Annotated in this window: 15 protein-coding genes and 1 pseudogene; 12 read left to right on the forward strand and 4 right to left on the reverse strand. The window is 67.6% G+C overall.

Annotated features, from left to right (window positions below):
- Positions 1 to 42: 42 nt before the first annotated feature.
- From ACWGSR_RS22390 to ACWGSR_RS22405, 4 genes are all read left to right on the forward strand, one after another.
- A complete protein-coding gene (locus tag ACWGSR_RS22390) occupies positions 43 to 957 on the forward strand; it encodes a protein kinase domain-containing protein (RefSeq protein ID WP_453568408.1) in 915 nt (304 codons plus the stop codon).
- On the forward strand, positions 958 to 1,479 hold the full coding sequence (locus ACWGSR_RS22395; RefSeq protein ID WP_453568410.1) for a hypothetical protein: 522 nt from the start codon (positions 958 to 960) through the stop codon (positions 1,477 to 1,479).
- A 236-nt stretch (positions 1,480 to 1,715) separates the two neighbouring features.
- Entirely contained in the window at positions 1,716 to 2,210 is a 495-nt protein-coding gene (locus ACWGSR_RS22400; RefSeq protein WP_453568412.1) for an N-acetyltransferase family protein, read from the forward strand.
- A gap of 421 nt (positions 2,211 to 2,631) precedes the next feature.
- Positions 2,632 to 3,900, forward strand: coding sequence for a tyrosine-type recombinase/integrase (locus tag ACWGSR_RS22405; protein ID WP_453568413.1), 1,269 nt, complete (start codon positions 2,632 to 2,634; stop codon positions 3,898 to 3,900).
- 682 nt (positions 3,901 to 4,582) lie between these two features.
- Here the strand turns inward: ACWGSR_RS22405 and ACWGSR_RS22410 are convergent.
- On the reverse strand, positions 4,583 to 11,416 hold the full coding sequence (locus ACWGSR_RS22410; RefSeq protein WP_453568415.1) for an RHS repeat-associated core domain-containing protein: 6,834 nt from the start codon (positions 11,414 to 11,416) through the stop codon (positions 4,583 to 4,585).
- Positions 11,417 to 11,896: 480 nt separating this feature from the next.
- On the opposite strand from ACWGSR_RS22410, the gene ACWGSR_RS22415 reads away from it, so the two are divergent.
- From ACWGSR_RS22415 to ACWGSR_RS22435, 5 genes are all read left to right on the forward strand, one after another.
- The gene (locus ACWGSR_RS22415; RefSeq protein WP_453568472.1) at positions 11,897 to 13,531 is read left to right on the forward strand and encodes a trypsin-like serine protease; all 1,635 of its coding nucleotides are present in this window, start codon (positions 11,897 to 11,899) and stop codon (positions 13,529 to 13,531) included.
- A 178-nt stretch (positions 13,532 to 13,709) separates the two neighbouring features.
- Positions 13,710 to 14,687, forward strand: a complete 978-nt coding sequence (locus ACWGSR_RS22420) for an endonuclease/exonuclease/phosphatase family protein (RefSeq protein WP_453568417.1) — start codon at positions 13,710 to 13,712, stop codon at positions 14,685 to 14,687.
- Between the two features lie 467 nt (positions 14,688 to 15,154).
- Positions 15,155 to 15,874, forward strand: a complete 720-nt coding sequence (locus ACWGSR_RS22425) for a hypothetical protein (protein ID WP_376242572.1) — start codon at positions 15,155 to 15,157, stop codon at positions 15,872 to 15,874.
- A 116-nt stretch (positions 15,875 to 15,990) separates the two neighbouring features.
- On the forward strand, positions 15,991 to 16,197 hold the full coding sequence (locus ACWGSR_RS22430) for a hypothetical protein (RefSeq protein WP_376242574.1): 207 nt from the start codon (positions 15,991 to 15,993) through the stop codon (positions 16,195 to 16,197).
- Positions 16,194 to 16,667 carry a hypothetical protein gene (locus ACWGSR_RS22435; protein ID WP_453568419.1) on the forward strand — a complete coding sequence of 158 codons (474 nt, stop codon included), beginning with the start codon at positions 16,194 to 16,196 and terminating at the stop codon, positions 16,665 to 16,667. The genes ACWGSR_RS22430 and ACWGSR_RS22435 overlap by 4 nt, the downstream gene beginning before the upstream one ends.
- A gap of 110 nt (positions 16,668 to 16,777) precedes the next feature.
- Here the strand turns inward: ACWGSR_RS22435 and ACWGSR_RS22440 are convergent, their stop codons facing one another.
- Positions 16,778 to 17,194: a hypothetical protein gene (locus ACWGSR_RS22440; RefSeq protein ID WP_453568421.1), complete on the reverse strand. Its 417-nt coding sequence runs from the start codon at positions 17,192 to 17,194 to the stop codon at positions 16,778 to 16,780.
- Positions 17,195 to 17,533: 339 nt separating this feature from the next.
- Here ACWGSR_RS22440 and ACWGSR_RS22445 point away from each other — a divergent pair, with 339 nt between their 5' ends.
- Both ACWGSR_RS22445 and ACWGSR_RS22450 read left to right on the forward strand, forming a co-directional pair.
- Positions 17,534 to 18,448, forward strand: coding sequence for a hypothetical protein (locus ACWGSR_RS22445; RefSeq protein WP_453568423.1), 915 nt, complete (start codon positions 17,534 to 17,536; stop codon positions 18,446 to 18,448).
- On the forward strand, positions 18,427 to 18,969 hold the full coding sequence (locus ACWGSR_RS22450) for an N-acetyltransferase family protein (RefSeq protein WP_453568425.1): 543 nt from the start codon (positions 18,427 to 18,429) through the stop codon (positions 18,967 to 18,969). The genes ACWGSR_RS22445 and ACWGSR_RS22450 overlap by 22 nt, the downstream gene beginning before the upstream one ends.
- Before the next feature lie 133 nt (positions 18,970 to 19,102).
- On the opposite strand, the gene ACWGSR_RS22455 is transcribed toward ACWGSR_RS22450, so the two are convergent.
- Positions 19,103 to 19,678: an SMI1/KNR4 family protein gene (locus tag ACWGSR_RS22455; RefSeq protein ID WP_453568427.1), complete on the reverse strand. Its 576-nt coding sequence runs from the start codon at positions 19,676 to 19,678 to the stop codon at positions 19,103 to 19,105.
- A 54-nt stretch (positions 19,679 to 19,732) separates the two neighbouring features.
- On the opposite strand from ACWGSR_RS22455, the pseudogene ACWGSR_RS22460 reads away from it, so the two are divergent.
- Positions 19,733 to 20,540 (forward strand): annotated as a pseudogene (locus tag ACWGSR_RS22460) (IS5 family transposase).
- Positions 20,541 to 20,548: 8 nt separating this feature from the next.
- Here the strand turns inward: ACWGSR_RS22460 and ACWGSR_RS22465 are convergent.
- Positions 20,549 to 21,082 carry a hypothetical protein gene (locus ACWGSR_RS22465; protein ID WP_453568429.1) on the reverse strand — a complete coding sequence of 178 codons (534 nt, stop codon included), beginning with the start codon at positions 21,080 to 21,082 and terminating at the stop codon, positions 20,549 to 20,551.
- Positions 21,083 to 21,440: the final 358 nt, after the last annotated feature.

The raw sequence follows: 21,440 nt of genomic DNA on the forward strand, positions 1-21,440 counted from the left end.
AGAATACGGTGGGACAAGTTCGACGTGAGAACGGAAGACACCATGGGAAAGGTCGACGGCAGAGCCTGGAGGCCGCAGGAGGGTGCCAGGCTGGGCGAGTGGGCCCTGGTCGGCCGCGGCTACCTCGGCAGGGGCGGCAACGGCGAGGTCTGGGAAGCATGCCGCAAGGGTGACAACGGCCGGTATGCGATCAAGATGTTTGGCCTCGGCAGGCCACTGAAGGACCGGCGCCAGAGGTTCGCCGACGAGATCACGTTTCTGCGCCGCTACACCGGTAAGGGGATCGTGCCGCTCGTCGACTCGCACGTGCCCGAGGACACTCGGGGGATCTGCTGGTACGTCATGCCCTTGGCCGTCCCGCTGGATGAGGCCCTCGGTGATACCCCGGCCGAGGAGACGATGCTGGAGGCCGTCGCCGTCTACGCTGAGACGCTAGCCACCCTGGCACAGCAGGGTGTCCACCACCGCGACATCAAGCCGTCGAACCTGTTCGAGCGTGATGGCCGGTGGGAGATCGGCGATTTCGGCCTGGTCAGCTTCCCGGGCAAGAGCGACATCACCAGCTCGGCGGCGAAACTCGGTCCGGTGAACTTCCACGCTCCCGAGATGCTCGAGCCCGGCAAGCACGTCGACGGCGGCCCGGCAGACGTCTGGTCACTGGCGAAGACGATGTGGGTGCTGCTGCGCCGGACCCGCTGGCCGCTACCAGGGGAATACCGACTCGGCGGCGAGTACAGCCTCCAAGGACACATCACGCTGCCGTGGGCGGGCGAGCTGGACCGGTTGATGCAGCGCTGCACCCTGCTCCGCCCGACGGACCGGCCGACGATGGCCGAGTTCGCGAAGGAGATCCGCGCCTGCCTGGCCGAGCCACCCGAGTTGCGCGAGGGTGCATCGATCACCGAGATGCAGGACCGCCTCGCCGTCCTGACCACTGCGTCGTACGAGACCCAGTAGATGGGCTTCAAGCGCCAGGACTTCCTCGACCAGATCGTTGGTGAGCTCGAAGCTCTCTTCCAGGATCTGTGGGGCGCAGTCCACGGAATGCTCCAGGGCAGGTTCCGTTACTACGAGTCGCAGCCCGAACCGACTGACGCGACGCGTCTGCTGCCGATGGTAATGTCCCAGTGGGCACATCAACGCGGTGCACTGTTCACCTCGCCAGATCAGGACGGCAGGGTCGCGGTGAGGTTTTCGTTCGCGCTGTGCCTGGCCGACGAATTCAATGATGCGGGAGAGCTCGCCTTCGACCTGCGGGTGGTCCACCAGCACCAAGGTCTGGAGGACTACCCCTTCAACCGGCAGGACACCTGGAACGTGCCTCTCGGATCCGTCCAATTCGCCCGAGTCCTGGACGAAATCCGTGCCGCCGTCTCCAATGCGCGTCCGGACATGCTTTCCCTGGTCCTCCACATCATGACATTGGCCGATGGCCATGTCCCGGATTGGTACGCCAAAGCCCGAGTGGGCGGTATCTGACCACTCACGACAATGCGGGCGGCTTGTTGGCTCTGTTCACGTCGTAGGGTTCTGGTCCAACTTCTGTGAAACCACTGAGTGACGATCAGGCCTTGCCGTAGGCGGCGCGGCCGCCTTCATCAGTCACTGCCCCAAGTGGAGCGGGGTGGAGGACCTGAGCGAGACTCTCGCTGTACCGGCCGTCACCACGGCTCGCCCGCCCACGAGCGCCCCGACCACTTTCACCTGGAGCCCGGATGTCCGAAACCCCTACGATCACCATCCGTGACCTCGTCTCGGCTGACGAGAAGGACTGGCGCAGACTGTGGGCCGGCTACCTCGACTTCTACGAGTCCACCGTGCCCTCAGCGGTCACCGACTCCACCTGGCGACGGCTCCTCCATCCGGACCAGCCGCTGCTGGGCCGCGTCGCCGAGCACGACGGCACAGTCATCGGCATCACTAACAGCGTGCTCCACCACAGCACATGGCTCACCGGTCAAGTCTGCTACCTGGAGGACCTCTTCGTGGACCCCGCCTACCGCGGGCTCGGGGCGGGCCGCCTGCTCCTCCAGGACCTCTTCGACCTCGCCACCGTCCACGGTTGGGCGCGCGTGCACTGGCTCACCGCGCACGACAACCCCGCCCGCCACCTCTATGACACCTTCGTCCCGGCCGACCGCTTCGTCCATTACGAGCGGGACCTGCTCTGCGGCGATGGCATCAAGCCGGCTCCGGCCGACCGGCCATAGCCCCGGCCAACGACCGGAGCGCCGCCCTCACGCCGGGGAGCCCAGCCGGACGATCTCATCAGACCTACCAGCAAGGCCAGCAGTCACGGGGGGAGGCACACCACAGAAGTTGGACCAGAGCCCGAAGTCGTGAACAAAGCCAGCTTGTAGAAGGTCTTCTCCGGGTCGCCCTCACAGTTGGCGGAATTTCAAGGGCGACCCGGAGAACGGTAGCTGCGCCGCCCAGGGTCTGCCTTGGACAAGGTCCGTTTCCTGGAACCGTCACAAGGTTGGCGCGCCCGGGGACAGTGAGCTCTTTCAGGGCGGCCACTGATCGGGTGACGGGCAGACGTCCCACAACGCACGAGGCTCCTGTGCCGTTGAGAGAGGTGTTCGACGTCTCAACTGACTACGTCCAGCGCCACCTGGAAGAGGCCGCCTGATGACCGCTCCCAAGCGCAAGAAGGCCCGCGCCAACGGCGAGGGCACCATCTACCGGCGCAAGGACGGCCGCTGGGAAGCCGCCGGCTACGTCCTCGCCGCCGACGGCACCCACAAACGAGTCCGCGTCTACGGAAGCACGCGGAGAGAGGCGGCCGACAAACTCACCGAGAAGATCGCCGACAGCAACCGCGGCCTCCCCGTCGCCACCGCCGACAGCACCGTCGGCGACTACCTCACCTACTGGCTCGGCAGCGTCGCCGTCCATCGGCTCCGCGAGAACACCCACACCCGCTACGCCACCTGCATCCGCCTGCACCTCATCCCCAACCTCGGCACCAAGAAGATCGCCCGCCTCACCACCAAGGACGTCCGAACCTTCCTCGACCGACTCCGGACCACCTGCCAGTGCTGCACCCAGGGCCTGGACGCCGAACAACAGGCATGCTGCGCCATCAGCGACTGCTGCCAGAAGCAGTTGTCCCCTTCGACGGTGACGTACGTGCACTCGGTCCTCAAGTCCGCCTTGGAACACGCCGTCCGAGAGGACGAGCTGCCCCGCAACGTCGCCCGTAACGTCAAGACCAGCGCACCCCGGCCCAAGCGCTTCCGGCCGCTCACGGCGGCCGAGGCCCGCCGGTTCCTCGACGCAGCTCGCACCGACCGGCTCCACGCGCTGTACGAACTCGCCCTGCGTACCGGGCTCCGCAAGGGCGAACTCCTGGGCCTCCACGGGGAAGACCTCGACCTCACCACCGGAACGGCCAGCATCCGGCGCTCGCTCCAGCGCACCAGCACCGGCGGCCTCACCCACCTACCCACCAAGACCCGGGCATCCGAGCGCCGCATCGCGCTTGCGACCGAATGTATCCACTCCATCAGGGAACACAAGGAACAGCAGGACAAGGAGCGCGAGACGGCACGGTCAGCCTGGAGGGACAGCGGACTCGTCTTCACCACGCCGACTGGCGGCCCTCTCGACCCTGCTAGCCTCACCCGCCGCTTCCGCAGCTTCCTCGACCGAGCTGGCCTCCGGCGCATCCGCTTCCACGACCTCCGACACTCAACCGCAACCCTGCTCCTGGAACAGGGCGTGGACCTCGTCGTCATCAAGGAGCTCCTCGGCCACGCCCACATCGGCGTCACAGCCGGCGTCTACGCCCACGTACGGCTCAGCCTCCAACGCCAGGCCATCGGCACCCTGGGCGACGCCCTCAGCCCTACCGGCAACGACCCTGACGCCCCACCCACCGCCGCAGCCATCCGCTGACGTTGCCGTCATCGTTGCCGTCATGAAGCCCTGAACCCCCTCACCCATGCTCTGGGAAGGGGGTTCAGGTATTTGCCTGGCTCGCAGGCGATTGATAGATGAATCTGCGCGCTCAAGGCTAGAACATTAGCGTTCCCACACCACTTACGGCAGCCTTTCGCAGATGTCTAGCCACCGCGAGATGGTTGCACGCAGCTTGGGATCAAGAACGTGTGACCGCATTGCACTCAAGGCGTGAACAATATTCTTCACCCTCCGCAACTCGGCTATCTCATCAATAGGTCGCGTTGGCCAATTGTCCGCGACCCTGACGACCTCTTCGGGCGATTTCCCAATCGCCCGAAGCGCATCCTCTACTACTTGATCCGGGTGCAAAATTTCCTGAACGTCACTGCCCGGGTAGCGTCCGTACTCAGAAACCAGGAATGCAAGTCGCATGCACCCCTTCCAAGAGGGCATTACCTGCAGCTTCACGGCTTCCCTCGTCGCTTGTGCGGCCAACAACGAATACTTGCGCCGCATCGAGGTCGACAGTGTGCTGCTGCGCACCCGATCCAGGGAGACCTCCACGAGCGTCTCCCACCAGTAGAAACGGTCATCCGGATCGGCTGGCTGACAGGTCAACAACCAGCCCCGTCGCGCCTCCTCCCCCAATTCCACCAGATGACGGATGTCCTCATCGCTAGGGCCCAACAAGTTCCACGCTCCCGGGGGAGAAGTCGATCCCAGCCTGTCGGAATTTTTCAATCCCTAGATTGATGCTGCATCTACAGGGGAGATAGTGACCGCTCTGATTTGAGATTCGAAGCCCGAAGAACATTCCACCCGCGCCGGCCACGTCTGCCTCGCCCGCCGCAAGCACTGGAGCGCCTCTGGTCATGATGCTGTGTTTGATTGCATCATCGGTCGCAGGCACCACATGAAGCACTTCGTTCGTGTCGACAACCCATTTCACAACACCCGAGTTGAGTGCCTCCTCCCAACCGGCCTGCCCCGGGCTGACCGAACGTACTCCCCGCGCTTCTGCTGCATCCAGCTCGTCGGCGAGGTTGTATTGCCCTTCCACGTCATTCTCGAAGGGGGCACTATTGCCGCCGCAGTTGTGAACGAGTACCGGCGTCGCTCCTGCCAGCACATAGTACGTGTGGAGGTTGTTGACCGTGAGGTTGTGGACCTTGGCCTGCTGGGTCCAGCGGGCAATCGCCGTGACCTGGACGTAGGTGCCGGCCGAGGTACGCAGGGTATCGCCCGGTTCAAGGGCGGTGGCGTCGGTCCAGCGGCCGGTGTTCACCACCCAGAAGGGGTGGTTGTGGGTCGCGGTGATCTTGCCGGTCTTGGTGCCGGTGGAACCGTCGAGGTTCACGGTCAGTTCGACCAGGTGCTTCTCGCCGGAACCGATGATGGTGTGGACGACCTCTTCCGACTTCGAGGTGTCGGTTTTGGGGTCGGTGGCCAGGACCTCGTCGCCGTTGGTGATCTCCTCGATGGGTTTGGTCGTGCCGTCGGCCATCAGGACAGGTGTTCCTGGAGTGAAGCTGTTCTTGCAGGTGATGCCTTCCAGGGCCTCGTCCGGGGCCTTCGCCTCGGCTGCCTCGTCCGCGAGTTTCGCGGCCTGGCGTTCGGCCGCCACGGCTTCGTCCGCCGCTGCGAGGGCCTTGTCGGCCGCTCGGATGTCGCCCCAGGCCTCGGAGAGGCGGCCCCACGCCTTCCAGGCTTTGTAGCCGGCCTTGGCTATTTTGAAGAGTTTGCCCCAGGGGACGAAGTTGAGGGCTGTGTTGATGCAGGCCCAGACGTCGCCCTTGGTGAAGCAGTCGCGGGCGTCGTTGTAGCCGATGAGATCGCCGATGATGTTGACGATCTCTTTCTTGATCGCCTCCACCTTCCGGTGGGCGGCCTCCTTGTTGTCCCGGGCCTCTCGGGCCTTTTTCTCCGCCTTGGTCTCGCTGGGCTTGGCCATGCCCCGCTTGGAGTAGTACTCGTCGTTGTAGTTGACGTCGAAGCCGCCGTTTCCGGTGGGCTTGCAGCTGACACCGATGAGGCTGCAGTCGTCGGGCGCGAGGCCGGTGGGGTCGGAGAAGGTGGCGGGGTTGTTGTTGCCGTAGCCGTAGGCGTCGCCGGTCTTGTCGAGCAGCGGGTCGACCGAGATGAAGGAGGCGATGGCCGGGTCGTAGTAGCGGGCTCCGGTGGCGATGAGGCCGGTGGAGTCGTCTCTTGGCTGGCCGAGGAAGTCTCGGTCGGTGGTCTCTTCGAGCTGGTTCTCGCCGTCGCGGGGTGCTCCGAAGGGGGTGTAGCGCTGGCGGGTGACGGCGCCGGTGGTCTGGTCGACGGCGACGGAGGCGGTGCCTTGGGCGTCGCTGACCAGGACGTTGGTGGTACTGGTGCCGGCGCCTGTGCTGGTGCGGACGACGCCGCCGTCGTAGTAGCGGGTCGCTTTGGTGCCGGTGGTGGAGGTGGTGACCTCCATGCCGTCGAGGTAGAGCGTCGAGCCGGTGGGTTCGTTGCGGATCAGGCGCTGTCCGTCGGGGCCGTAGACGAAGGAGGTTTCCTTGCCGTCGGCTGTGGCGATCTTGGTGAGCTGCTCGAATTCCCAGGTGAAGGTGTCGGTCTTGCCGTCGGTGGTACGACTGTCGAGCTGGCCTGCCTTGTTGTAGAGGTAGGTCGTGCCGCCGACCTTGACGGGTGCGTGCGAGTGGGCTGCGGTGTCGCCGGTGGGTCCGTAGGAGTGGGCGGTGGTGATGCCGTCCTTGGTGGTGTTCAGGATCCGGCCGGACTCGTCGTAGGTGTACTGCTCGTCGTAGGGTGCCGGGCCCCATGCGCTCGGCTGGGTGCAGCCGGTGCCGCCGTTGGACCACATCTGGGTCCAGGCACGGGTCATGCGGTGGCCGAGGTCGTAGCCGTAGCACTGCTGCTGGGCGGTGAGGGCATCGTTGACCGCGAGAACGTTGCCGACCTGGTCGTAGCGGTAGTTGAGGTCCTGGACGCGGGCGCCGTAGGAGACGGCATTCATGTTGGTCAGGCGGCCGGTGACTTCGTCGTAGATGTAGCCGCGGTCGACGCGGCGCTCGCCGCTGCCGGCGGTGCGGGTGGTGAGCCGTCCGAGGCCGTCGTAGACGAGGGCCGAGGTGTAGTCGGCGAGGGGGCTGGAGACTCCGGTGACGAAGCCGAGGTCGTCGTAGGCGGTGTTGACCCGCTCTTCGGGGAGACCTCCGGCGGCCGGGTAGACGATCGAGGTCGGTGCGCCGCCGTTGGTGTACTCGTAGGAGTAGGAGTAGGTGCCGGCGAGGGCGCCTTCCTCGGCCGGGACAACGGTCTGCTTGCCGGTGGGGCGCCCGTGCTCGTCGTAGCCGAGGGTCCTGGTGGTGTACGCGCGTCCGTTGTGGAAGCGGGTGGATTGCACCGGCTTGCCCAGGCCGTTCGGCAGCGTGTCGTAGGTGAAAGCTGCGACGGGTGCCTGGGTGCCGCCGCTGATGCGGCGGATGTCGATGGGGCGGCCGAGTTCGTCGTAGTTGTAGACGGTCTCGCGCAGTTCGGCGTCCGTGCTGGACTTCAGGCGGCCCGCGAGGTCGTAGGCGAACCACTGCCGGCCGCGGTCTGGGTCGTTGGTCTCGAGCAGGCGTCCTTGCCAGTCGTAGAGGTAACTGGAGGTGACGTTGAGGTTCTCGTCCTTCTTGGAGACCGCTTCGCCCCGGATGTTGTACGCGAAGGTGGTGGTGGCGGTCTTTCCCGCGGCCACCTGGGCGATCGACTTGGTGACCTGCCCCAGGGCGTTGACGTAGGTGGTGCCGGCACCGCCGGTCGGCGGGGTGACGGTGGTCTGGTCGGCTGCGTAAGCGGTGGTGGTCTTCCACTTGAAGACGCCCTTGGAGTACAGGGCGCTTTCGGTGGCCTGGCCGAGGGAGTCGTAGATGGTGCGGGTCTCGGAGGGCCACTGCGCGGCGGGGGGCGAGGCGAGTCCGCTGCCTGCCGCGCCCGTCACGTAGAGGGGGCCGGAGGAGGTGACGCCCCGGCCCTGGTCGTCATAGGTGCCTGTGCTGACGATGCGTCCGCCGAGCGGTGAGGGGGTCTGGGTCTCGACGGTGTTGCCGAGGGTGTCCAGGTAGGCGTAGGAGGTGGAGAAGTACGGCTGGGCGGAGCCGTCCTTCGTCTTGAAGCCGAGGAGCTGGCGGGTGGTGATGCGGGAGGCGGTGTTGGCCGCCATCTGGTACTCGAACGCGTAGCTGGGCGGGTACTCGGCGGTGGTGGGATCGCCGGGCAGGCGGGCTTCGGTGACCCGGCCGAGGGCGTCGTACACGGTGGTCGTGGTGCCGCCGTTGCTGTCGACGACCTTGACAGGATTCCCGCGCAGCGGGTCCAGGTCGGTGTCGGTCGTGTGTCCCTTGGCGTTGGTGACGCTGATCTGCGCGGGGTTGCCGGTGGGCGGGGTGTAGCGGGTGTAGGTGGTGGCGCCCTCGGGGTCGGCGGCGTTCAGGCCGCGGCCGTACTCGTCATACGTGGTGTAGGCGCGGGAGGAGGTCTCTGCGTTGAACCAGACGTCGACGCGGGTCACGTCTCCCTGGGTGGCGGGTGCTCCCAGGTCGGTGACCGCGTGCTTGTTGTCGTAGTAGCTGTCGCTGCGTGAGTGGACCGTGGTGCCGCAGGTGGTGCCGGTGACGTTGCGGAGTTCGACGCGGTAGGGAGTGACCAGCAGGAACTTGGGGGTGGTGTTGTTGACGGCGAAGCTGGTCACCGTGCACTTGGCGTCCGTGCCGATGGCGAGGTCGCCTTCGTCGAGGACTTTTTCCGGCATGCCCCAGGTGCCGTTGTAGGTGGTGGTGTTGCGGGTGGTGCGGTATCCGCCCGCGGCGGTGCGGGCCTTGCTGGTGGTGGTCTGGGGGCGGATGAAGTAGGAGTCGTGGTCTCCGGCGCCGTCGACGAGCCGCTTGTACCAGTGCTGGGTCTTCGTGGCCTTCAGGATGGTGGCGCCGTCGCTGGTGAGGTCTTCGGTGGTGCGGACCTGGCCGGCGAGGTACTCGTGGTCGGTGAGGTCCTCGGCCGGGTAGAGGTCGGCGAAGGAGTCCGCCGCGACCTTGACACTCTTGGTTCCGCCCGCCGCGGTGCGGTCACCGTTCATGCCGCGGTGGTAGCGACTGCGGGAGACAGCTGGGGAGGTGCCGGTGCCGGCCTTGACGATGACTTCGGGGTAGCCGCGCCAGTCGGACCAGGACTGCTTGGCCACCGGAGTGAGCTCGTCGTCGCTCCAGTGCCAGGCCGCGCCGCCGAGGTACTGGTAGGTGACCGGCTTTTCGGGGGTGAGGTTGGCGCCGTCCTGAGCGGTGACCTTGAGGGTCAGGTACTTGTGGAACCAGCCGGTGGTCTCGGTGCCGCCGGCGGGCACGTAGCGGACCTTGTAGCACAGGCGGGTGTTGGTGGACTCGTCGGCCGGCAGGGTGGCGGGGGTGCAGCCTTCGGTGGCCTGGCCGTCGCCGTTGGCGTCGAGGCCGTAGGTCACCCGGGTGCGTCCGCCGAGTTCGTTGGTGACGGTGCCGATCCGCCAGGAGTTCATCTTCGGGCTGCCGGCCGGCGGGTCGACGCGGTTGGGCAGGAGGGTGCCGTTGAAGTCCGTCGGTCGCAGCGCCAGTGTGGTGCCGTTGGCGGCGTAGCCGGTGCGTGTGATCTTCGACAGCCACAGGCTGGGGTCGAAGTTGGTTTCCCCGGTGGCCGGGAACTGGTGGACGAAGGTGTACGCGTCCACGGTGCGGTGGGCCTTGGCCGGGTCGCGGTCGGCGACCTGGGCGTCGACGCGGGTCAGGAAGCGGGTGTCGAAGAACGCCGGCTGGAATTTGTCCGGGCAGGACGTCGCCGTGCAGATCAGGTCGACGGGCACGTCGGGGTAGGAGGCGGCGGTGCTGCTCGCGGCGGGGGCGGCGCAGGTGTCGTCCAGTGCCGTGCAGCGGTAGGCGTAGGTGAAGGCGACACGTCCCGGGGCCTTGGTGGCCTCGGCTTTCGGGCGGTGGCCGTACTCGATGCTCTTGAGGTAGCCGCCGCGGTCGTAGGAGACGGTGGGGGCGGTGCCGCCCTTCTGGTGGTAGCGGTTGGTGTCCTTGCCGTAGAAGTACGTCGCCTCGGTGTCGTGGCGGTCCTTGACCAGGGCGAGGTTCCAGCGCCAGGCCTGGTTGCAGAAGGTGCCTTCGCAGGGGCTGCCGGCCTTCTTGCCGTAGACGGGAACGGTCCAGGTGGAGTTGGTGGCCGTGCCCGTGGTGGGCTGGGCGGCGAGGCCGAAGTAGTAGCGGGTGCCCTCGGGAGTGGAGACGATCCAGTGCTCGCCGTTCTCGTCACCGTTGGCTTCGTCGTTCCAGCGCTCGATCTTCCAGCCCTGGTCGCTCTTGAGGCGCCAGTTGTTCTTGTCGACCCTGATGAGCTCGCCGGAGACGCCGTTGAGGGAGATGGTGGCGTTGTCGCTGGCCCAGCACAGGTCGCCCCAGGTGGGCTCGCCCTGCTCGCTGCAGGACTGGTAGCGGCGTTCGATGTAGCTCTGGCCGATCTCCCAGCCGGTGCCGATCGCGGAAGCCTGGTTGTTGCTGGCGGACGTGCGGCCGTCGACGGCCTGGGAGGAGTACGACAGGCCGAGGGCCGGGTCGGATCCGCCGGGAACGTCGGGGAGAGTGAGAGGGTAGGAGTAGGAGAAGTTTCCGGTGTTCCCACCTGCCTGCCAGGAACCCGCGGCAGGCAGGGCGGTGGCCTTGAAGGAGCCGGTGTCGCCGGAGGCGCCGGCGGACAGCGCGTAGACGGCGGGTGCCGCGGCGGCCCGTGAGGCCGAGGGCGTCCCGGACGGGACTGCGGAGGTGAGGGGGACGTCGGCGGTCAGTTCCCCGGCGCGCCGGTCGTTGCGGGTGGCCACCGGTTCGGCCTTGGTGCACTTGGCGTCGTTCGGCCGGGTCAGCACACACGCGGGATAGCGGACCAGGCGGACACGGTCGGAGAAGTTCGCTCCGGCAGCGCCCTTGACCCCGGTGTAGTTCACATGGACGCGTGTCTGCCGCCGCTCGTCGGGAGCAGGCTTCGACGTGGAAGCAGCGCGCCCGGACGCGGTCTTATCGGCTGTGGTGGCCGACGGCGCGTCACCGGGGTGCGGGGCGGCGGCTTCGTCGGGGGTGAGGGTGAAGGCGATGCCGCCCGCGCCGAGCCGGCGCGCACTGGCGTGGTCCAGCGTGCTGACACGCACCTTCCCAGGAGCCGCGGCCCCGAGGGGGGTCACCGTCACCGGGTCGGCCGCGGTTGCCTTTTGCCCTGAGTGTGGGGTGAGCGTTGTGGTTCTGGTCTGCGGCCAGGCGGGGGCGGCGCTCGTGGGCGCGGTGGGCAGCGCTTCGAGGGCGGCCAGCGGTTTCGGGGCGTGGCCGGCGGTGATCGCCTCGGTCGAGCCGCCGACGGCCCGCGCGTCGTCGGTCGGCTGGGACCGGAAGGTGTCCGCGGGCGTCAGCGACACCGCGAAGGCAAGCACCGTGGCCCCGGCGACCAGCTTCAGGCGGCGCTGGAACACGCGCCCGCGGATTCGCTTTCCGAGGCGGCGACTTGGGTTCTTCACTTCTTCTCTCAATCCCCCCACGCGCCTACTTCAGGCGCAGGAAGGAACGAGATATATCAGCGGAATGCACGCCTGAAAAGAGCTCGACCAGGGAATGGAATTTATGCGCCGAGCCCTTTTTGCTCCGCCTTAACCGATCTTCCCCCCTGATCTTTGGTCATGAATTGGACAAACCGGAAGGTCAGCGGAGTGACCCAGATCACGGCACACCTGACGTTGCGACAGAAAATGAGTTGACATCCCTCTGGCCTGTACTTACATTGAGTCGATCAATCGACTCTGCCAAGCTGGGGGGCCCACAGGAGTCGGGGGGGATCACCTTCACGCCCATGACGGCGCCCGTTTCCATTTCGGGATTCGTCGAATTCGGTGTGCTTACCCTTCCCCGCGTGGAACCGCTTTTGCCTGGTTTTCAAGCTGGAGCATCACATGGGTATGAATTCGCACCGGAGAACGGGGCGACGGTTTATCTCAGGCCTCGCTGGCGCTCTTCTCGCAGTCATCGGCGCAACCGCGGCAGCGGGCCCGGCCACAGCCGACGACGGCCCCGCCGTCACGCCGTACATCATCGGCGGGACGCCCGCGGACATCGCCCAGGCGCCCTGGATGGTGGCGGTCTACGAGAAGGTCGGCACCGGGTACGCGTTCCGCTGCGGCGGTGTTCTCGTCAGTCCGAGTCATGTCGCCACGGCGGCTCACTGCGTCGAGCTCCGGACGGCCGGTGACCTGAAGGTCATCTCGGGTCGCACCAACCTCCAGCAGGACACCGGCGACGAGCGTTTCGTCACGAAGAAGTGGAATCAGCCCGCCTACAAGAATGTGGGCGACGGCTCCTACACCAACGACCTGGCTCTGCTCAGCCTGCACAAGCCGCTGTCCATCACACCACTGCCCATCGCCAGCAGCGCCGCCGTCTACACGCCTGGCACGTACGGCACCGTCTACGGCTGGGGCGGCACCTACCCCGGCGACCCTGACGGTAGCGCCTACCTGCGCAGCGCTCCGGTACCCATGGTCGCCGACGCCACCTGCACAGCCCAGTACCAGCCCGACCCGTCGAAGCCCGGCATTTCGCTCGACATGACGACTGCTGTATGCGCAGGTTCCGTCACTGTGCCCGACACCTTCTGCAGCGGTGACGAGGGCGGTCCTCTTGTCGTGGGCGGCACTCTCGTCGGCATCGCCTCCTTCACACCCGGCTGCGACAACTCCAAGGGTTACGGCGTCTACACCCGGATGACCGCGTTCAAGACCGAGGTCAAGAACGAGACCCGCGTCCACTCCCAGGACGACCTCACCGGTGACGGCATCGCCGACCTGGCCGCCGTGTGGACGGACGGCAGCCTGCACGCCTACCCCGGCGACGGCCGGGGCGGACTGATCAACGCCCAGACCCAGCTCTGGGGGGACAAGTCCTGGCTCACCGCCAAGCACCTGGTGAAGGGCGACTTCACCAACGACGGCGTCGCCGACTTCATGTCCGTCTGGGGCGACGGCACCCTGCACCTCTACCGCGGCAAGGGCGACGGCACGATCGTCGCGGGCCAGACCGCGATCACCGTGGGCGGTTCCACCTGGGACAGCGTCAAGCACATGACGGCCGGGGACTTCACCGGTGACGGCATCGCCGACCTCATGGCCATCTGGGCGGACGGCACCCTGCACCTCTACCGCGGCAGGGGCGACGGCACGATCGACCAGCAGGTCCCGATCACTCTCGGCGGCAACACCTGGGGCACCACCAAGGGCCTGACCGCCGGCGACTACAACGCAGACGGCGTTACTGACCTGATGGCAATCTGGACCGACGGCACCCTGCACTACTACCAGGGCCGCAACGACGCCACCCTCGCCGCGCAGGTCCCGGTCACGGTCGGCGGCGACACCTGGGGCACCGTACTGCACCTGACCAGCGGCGACTACAACGGCGACGGCGTCGCCGACCTCATGGCGATCTGGGCGAACGGCACGCTGCACAGCTACACGGGCAAGGGCAACGGCCAGATCAACGCCCAGACCGCCGTCACGCTCGGCGGCGACACCTGGAAGACGACCCGCCAGCTCGCCTGAGCACCAGGCCGCTTCACACAGAGCGTGCCGGGCGCCCTCGTCGCCCGGCACGCCCACCCACTCATCCCACTCCCCCGCGCCACGACGCCACAGTAAACCTGCGGACACCGGTCCACAGCCGTAACCGACGCGGCCACCGGCGCCGACGTGGGGTACCGCATCAGCCCGAAGGACTGCGTTGAAGAGCTTCAAGGCACTGGCCACCACTCTGGGAACTGCGGCAGCACTGCTGCTCACCACCCTCGCCACCCCCACCCCCGCCGCCGCGGACACCGTCCCCGTCAACACCACGCAGGCGCTGCGGTTCGTCAGCTACAACATGTGCGGCAATGCGTGCAAGGAAGGCACCGGCCCGGCCGGTTACAACAACGCGCACCGGATCGAGAGCATCGTCGCGGAGGCCGGTTCCTCCGGCTGGCAGGCCGACCAGATCTTCCTCCAGGAGGTGTGCCAGGACCAGTACACCGAACTGAGCACCAAGCTCGCCCCCCTGGGATTCAACGGCCGGTTCGCCGCCGCCCTCACCGGGCAGAGCGGCGCGTGTGGCGGCGACCCCTACGGCGTGGCCCTCTTCGTCAAGGGCACCATCGTCCAGACCAAGACCCTGGACCTCACGCAGGGCACGGAGAGCGAACCAATCCTCGTACCCTGCGTCAAGAGCAACCTCAAGGGCCGGCTGAACTGGGCCTGCACGGTCCACCTGTACTGGGCCGACAACCCGGTCCGAGACGTCGAAGCCGCCGAGCTGCGCTGGCAGGCCGAAGCCTGGGAGAAGACCGGCACCCCGGTCATCCTGGGCGGCGACTTCAACGGCTTCCCCAACGAGACGTTCATGGACGGCTACTACGGCCCCGCCGTAGGCAGCGGCGCGAAGGGCGTGTTCACCGAAGCCGACCAGAGCGACCCCGCCCTGGAGACCGACACCGGCAACGACTCGGCATGCGCATCCGGCACCGTCCCCTGCCAGGGAGGCGAGTCCACCTTCCGCTCCAAGGGCGAAGACCTCAACGACCCCGCCGACGACTATGACTGCAAGATCGACTACCTGTTCTTCAGCACCCGGCACTTCAAGGACGTCGTCGGCGACTCCCTGCCCCTCGACGCCAAGGCCTCCGACCACCGCCTCCTGCGCGGAGCGGCCAACTGGGCCTCCTGAGGTTCTGAACATCGCGTGGCTGGCACGGTGAAGTGCCCTGTGTGCGGAGGGGCAATCCCTCGAGCACAGGGCACAGCCCGTGGTGCCCGCACTCGTCCTCAAACTCGCGCCGCAGCCCTGCCCCGAAAGACACCTTCTCGACTCGACCTTCAGAGCATGCCCTACACAATGAGGCGGACGAGTCGTTCGGAAGACCAGCGTGATCTGTAACCGGCCACGCACAGCAGGTCCGCACCATCGCCGAGCTCGCCCGTGAGGCGGGAGCGAGCCTGAGCAAGTACCAGAAGGACAAGCCCTATCTGGAGGAGGGCTTCCCGCAGCCGATCAGCTCGAAGGACGCCCGTACCCGGCTTTTCGACGCCGAACAGGTCGCCGCCCACCGCGCGGGCTGTCCTGTTCCCCCGCTGCCCGCCGAGGACGACGGCCAGGACCTCCTCGACCGCCGCGAGGCCGCCGGCCTGATCGGCGTGGCCGTCGCCAGCTGGGACGTCTACAAGAAACGCCCCGAGGTCGCCGGGCACCTCGTCGTCGTCGGAGGGGTCGAGTACTGGCCCCGCGGTGTGACCCTCGCCTTCCGCTCGGCCCGGGACTCCCGACCCGCCGCCGGTGGCCGTCCCAAGGGGGCGGGCGACATGATCCCGCGCGAGCAACTCCTTGAGCGCACCGCGCTCCTCCTCGACGCCGACCCCGCGCTCAGCGCCGCCGGTGTCACCGAAGCCCTCGGCGTGCACACCGCCACCGCCCAGCGCGCCCTCACCCAGCTCCGTGCCCGCCGCATCGCCGACCGCCTGGAGCAGACCCCCGGGCTGACGCCCGGACAGGCCGCCGGCGAACTCGGCTACCCAGCCGCCCACACCCGCGCCGCGCTCGCCCAGGCCGTCACCGAACTCCGCGGTCGCGCGGCCGGCGCCTACCTCGCGCAGATCACCGAAGCCCTCCACGAAGCCGGCCTCACCGCCACCGCCGCCCCGCCCGCCCGCCGTCCAGCAGAACGACGACACTCTCCGCGCCGCCCTCCCCCTCACCGAGACCGCCCCCGCCGCGGCGCTCGTCTGGGAGGAACAGACCGGATGGCGCACCGCCTCACGCCGTCGCCACCCCTTCACCGCCCCGACACCCGACCCCTTCTCGCAGGGACTATCCAGCCCGCCCCGTCCGACCTGCTGGCTGCCCTCGGGCCGGAGTAGGCTGCACAGGCAGGATCGGCGTGATGTCTTCAGGTGATCAGACGCCCGTGCAACAGCACCATCTGCTTCAGCGGCCCGATGCTGGGGCTCCGGAGGGACCAGGGAGAGAACCGGCCGTGGGTCTCGATGTACAAGAGGTCCTGGAGGCAGCACGGCAGTGCCCGTGGGCCCTGACCGACCCGCAGCACTTCCTGGTCTCCGACGCGTCGGAGGAGATCACGCTCGTGACCCTGCAGGCCGTGCGCGACCACGAGCGCAGCGGGTACACCCAGCGCCTGGAGCTCGCCGAACAGCGCCGCAGCCAGCTGGAGACCACCAGTTGAGCTTCGACCTCCCTGCTGCCCTTGTCGTCGTAGCGTTCGCCGCTCTTCCTCTTGGCGTCGGACTGCTCGCGATCAAGGTGGTTCACCTGCTCGCCACCCGGCGGTGGTTCTTCTCCCGCGCCGTCACAGGTCCATGGCGAGGACTGGAGCTGATCGCCCTCAGCTTCGCCGCGGGCCTGCCCTCGTACACCGTGGGACTTCTTGGCGGCTTCGACACCGACGGCTCTCACTCCGCATGCGTGCGGGCCGTCGGCAACCCGATGAGAGACCAAGGCCCGCAAGGAAACCTCACACTCACCGAAGGTTTCCTTCCACTGTCCCGCGATTGCCACTGGAGCGACGGCACGCACATGGACCTGGTCCCGGTCTGGGTGAACATCATGATCTTCACCGCCCTCGCCGGGCTCATCCTCGGCACCATCCTCACCTTCCGCAGCACCAACCCTCGAAGGTCCACAGTCATCACTTAGGCACTGTCCGGCCGATCACGGTCGCGTTCCATCGGGCAGAATGCCGCGGCGTCCGGTCGCGGTGTCCTCGACTTCCCGGCCGGGCCAGCGGTGCGCGCTGTGCAGGAAGTTCAGCACCGGCTCCCGCCGCTCGCCGTCTTGGTCAGGGGTGCCCAGGTGTAGCGCAGGCGTACGCCGTGGTCCTGGAGCCAGGACGTCTCGCGGTGGCGGAGGCCGACGGCGGATTCGGGGGCGATGGCGGTGGGCCAGCGGACCAGGACCGCCTCGACGGCGCCGCTCTGCGCGAGCTCGCGGACCCGCTGCCATCCGTCGCGGCGGGCCGGGTCGGGTTCGCCGTACTGGTCGGTGACAACCTCGGTGATCGTCAGTCCGCGTTCCCGGGCGAAGGCGCGGCCCTCGTCCTCGGCGCGCCGGGCGGCCAGGCCGGGCATGGCCGTGCCGCGGTCGGCACAGATGTACAGCACGGCCGGAAAGGCCGGAGTCGCCGGAGCGGCGGTCTCGCCCGGGGTGGTATCGGCACCGTTCATCGCTGTCCTCGTCAGATGGCATGAGAAGACGGGACCTGCCGTGCCCCACGGGGGAGGGGCGCGGCAGGGCCGTACACATCAGGTAACCGCCTGGCGGGGGTGGAGGGGCATATCGAAGTCGCTTTCCCTGCCTGCCGCTTGCGTAGCGAGTTGACTGTTCTTTGACCTTCGCGGAGGTACCGCGCCCCTCTACCGTGTGGGGATGGCTCGCGTGCGGAACGAGGTGTTCATCGCCTGGATGACGGTGAGCGGCTGGACGGCGCCCGAACTCGCCCACGTCTTGAACACGGTCATCCGCCGCGTCACACAGAAGACCTCCCGCGCGGGGAGCTGTCGGAGGTGGCGGTCCGCAAGTGGCGCGCGGGCGGGACGACATGGCCGCAGGCCAAAGTCCGGATGGCCCTGGAGGAGGTCAGCGGGCTTGCGGCGGTGGACTTAGGGTTCCGTCGGCCCGACCGCCGCAAGACCCGCCCTGCCCCGGAGGGTCCGTTGCTGCGCCGCACCTTCCTCACCGCCCCCGCCGCTGCCGGCGCGGCCGCCTTCGCCGGCGCCGCCCCGCCCGTCGGCAGCCATGACGTCCTGCGGCTGCGCCAGCAGCTCGACACTGTCAACGCCCTCGAAGACCAGCGCGGCGGTCACGACCGCCTGGAGAAGGCCGCGCTCGCCGGCGCCGCCGAAGCCGTCGCACTCCAGGAGCGGGCCGCCATCCAGCGCACCCGCAAGAAGCTGTTCGCGCTCGCCGCCGACTACACCGCCACCGCCGCCTGGTCGTGCGTGGACGCCCGCGAACTCCCCCGGGCCCGCACCCATCTGGACCGGGCCCTGTACCTGGCCGGTCTCGCCCAGGACCCGGCCAGCACCCTACGGGTGTGGAACTCGATGTCGACGCTCACCTACCAGCAGGGCAACCACGCCGAGGCACTCCATGCCGGACAGGCGGCCCGGACCGCACCGATCACGCGCCGCGATCCGCTGTTCGCCAGCCTCGCACACGCCTGTACCGCGATCGCCCACGCGCACCTCGGCGAGGACCGCGCTGCCCTGCGCGCCCTTGACCTCGCCGCCACCTCCCTGGCCAAGGCCGACCCCGGCCTGCTCCGGCCGAGCTGGATCGCCTTCCACGGGCCGGCCGAACTCTTCGCGCTCACCGCGGTCGTCCGCGACCGGATCGGGGACGCCGCGGCAACCGTGCTGGACTGGGCCGACCGCTACCGCGCCGAATGGAGCCGCCCGTGCCCACCGCCTACACCCTGACCCACTACGGACCCGATCAGGCAGCCGGAATCCGGCAGGCACTCCTCGACGTCCACGCCGACGCCTACAGCGACGCCGCCGAAGCGGGCGACCGCTTCCACGACCAGGAACGCTTCGCCTGGTTCGTCGACCACTGGAGCGCCCTGCCCGGCTTCGCCTGCGTCATCGCCCACGACGACGAACCCGCCGGCTACGCCTACGGCGCCCCGGCCGTCGAGGTGCGTGAGTGGTGGCGCGAGCACCTCTCCCCCGCTCCCGAGCAGACCGCCACGTTCTCGCTCTCGGAGCTGATGGTCCGGCCGAAGTGGCGCAAGACCGGCCTGGCCGACCAGCTCCACACCGCACTCCTCGACCAGCGTCCCGAACCGCTCACCGTCCTGCTCGTCGACACCACCCACCCCCGCGTCCAGGCCCTCTACGAAACCTGGGGCTACCGCAAAGTCGGCGAACAGCAGCCCTTCGCCGACTCACCCCTCTACGCCGACATGGTCCACGGCCTGCCCGGCACCCAGACCGAGTAGACCGGCAACCGCGACCAAGACGTCGACGTCGGCCATCGCACTCCGGCCGTACCCGGCCGTGGTGTCCGCGCGTGCACATGCGTTCCTCTTCCCTGACCGGCCGGGTCAACGGGTGACGCACGTTTCTGGCTGCTCAGTCCTCACCGATTGCTTGCAGCGCTTCGTCCCAGACGTTGCCTCCCTCTGCCCAGGTCCAGAGCCAGTGGCGCAGCGAGGGCGCCGCGTAACGCAGGCCGTCGTGAGGTTCCTGTCCCCAGTCCGGTTCCCAGCCGTCGGCATCGTAGAGCAGTACGGGGTGGTCGACCGCTATCAGTGAGACGTACCACTCCATGGTGCAGCCGCCGCCCGTGAGGTAGAGCCACGACCTCGGCGGTGCCCAGCCGGGGCGCTGGTCGTGGACAGTCAGCGCGCAATGCCAGTCCGTCAGATGCCCGGGCGGTCGGCGGCCCTCTGTCAGCGACGCGAGGCCGCCTTCTGGTCCAAATCCGCCGTCACCGATCTCGGTATAGATACGCCGGAGCAGGTCGGGCAGGCGATATCCGATCTTCCGTTCCGCGCGCTCGATGTCGACCGCAGCAAGCGGAGGGAAGGGCCCCTCCGGCATGACGGTGGGGTACGGGACCACGCCTCCAGCACCCCATGCAAGGGTGTGAAGCCTCTCCAGCAGCGCGTCGTCATCCGCGGCAGTACGGTCGATGGGATGGGTCACGCAGCGGGAGCTTAGACGTCGTTTCTTATGGCGTGATCGTTCGTTGTTCCGTGCATGACGGATCTGGTTGAGCGGCTGGTGCCGGACGAGTTGTGGGTGCTGTTTCGGCGGGTGGTGCCACCGACTGAGGTGATACGTCCGCAGGGCGGTGGCCGGCGCCGGGCGGGTGACCGTGAGGCCCTGGCTGGGATCATCTTTGTGGCGACGTCGGGCTGCACGTGGCGGCAGTTGCCGCCGGTGTTCGGCCCGGCCTGGCAAACGGTCTACCGCAGGTTCGCCCAGTGGAGCCGGGAGCGGGTCTGGGCCCGGCTCTACCGTGTGATCCTCGACGAGCTCGGGGCTCGGGGGAGCTGGACTGGTCGCGGTGTGCGATCGACTCGGTCAGTCTGCGGGCGGCAAAAGGGGGCCTTTGACGGGACCGAATCCGACCGATCGCGGCAAGCTCGGATCGAAGATCCACCTGGTTACTGACCGCAATGGACTGCTCCTGTCCCTGGGGATCTCCGGCGCGAACATGCACGACAGCCAGGGCCTGGAGCCGCTCGTCCGCGGCATCCCGCCCATCCGCTCCCGCCGCGGACCCCGCCGCCGACGGCCGGCGAAACTGCACGCCGACAAGGGCTACGACTACGACCACCTGCGCCGATGGCTGCGCAAACGCGGCATCCGTCACCGCATCGCCCGCAAGGGCATCGAATCCTCACAACGGCTGGGCCGACACCGCTGGATGGTCGAGCGAACCGTGTCCTGGCTGGCCGGCTGCCACAGGCTGCACCGACGCTACGAACGCAAGGCCGAACACTTCCTCGCCTTCGTCGGCATAGCCGCAAGCCTCATTAGCTACCGAAGACTCACAGGCTGAGGCGCCGGCTACTCGACGAGTCGTTCCGCTGCCTGGCGATACTGCTTCGACCGATCTTCCGTCAGTTCCCACAGAGCAGGCAGACCGTCTTCCCGCATCCGGGCTTCCGCCTCTTGCCGGCAGGCCAGCTCGAAGAAGATCAGGCTGTCGAAGGGGCCGATACGGACGGCGGACGGCCAGGCTGCCACTGCCGTTGAGGCGCACTTCAGGGCCCGCGCTGCCACGATGTCCTGCTGCTTCGGCCTGGTCAGCACCACCGTGCCGAACACCAGAGAGGACCATTCCTTAACAAAGGCGTGGCTCGTGAGCCTTGCCGGGTACCGGGCATCCAGGGACCAGCTCTCGGCAAACGCAGAGCCGAGCAAGTCGTCGTCGAGCCCTCGACCGTCAAGGAACTCCGTGATGTTTTTCAGCCCCGCCATGATCGGGCTGTAGTGATCAAGCAGGCCAGATCGCGCGGTCAGTATTTCCGCGGCTCCACCCAACCGGATGGCCGCGGCGCAACACAGCGTTGTTCCCTCAGCGTCAAACGTCTCGTCCATAATCCCCCGGCCCTCTGTCCAGACCTCAGCGATGGCACCCCAGGCACGATAACTACAAGGGCGCCATAAGAAACGACCTCTTAGTGCGAGGCACTGCCGGCAAAGCGGCGGTGGGTCTGATCCAGGACAGTCGCGTCTTCCGCTTCAGAGCAGGACCAGGTTCAAAAACACCTACTCAATCGGGCACGGGGTTGCGGTGCGAAGCCGGGAAGGTCACCCTTCCTCTGCTCGCCGTCGCGCCTACCCACAAGTAGGAGCGTGCGGAGCGGCATGTGCTACACCTGCCTGTGGAATATGTCGCGATCCGCCTGCGGGACAGTGCGGTCGTTCCGCAGTTGCGGGAAGCTTCGGGCGCCGT

It is taken from the genome of Streptomyces sp. NPDC055632 (assembly GCF_053618675.1).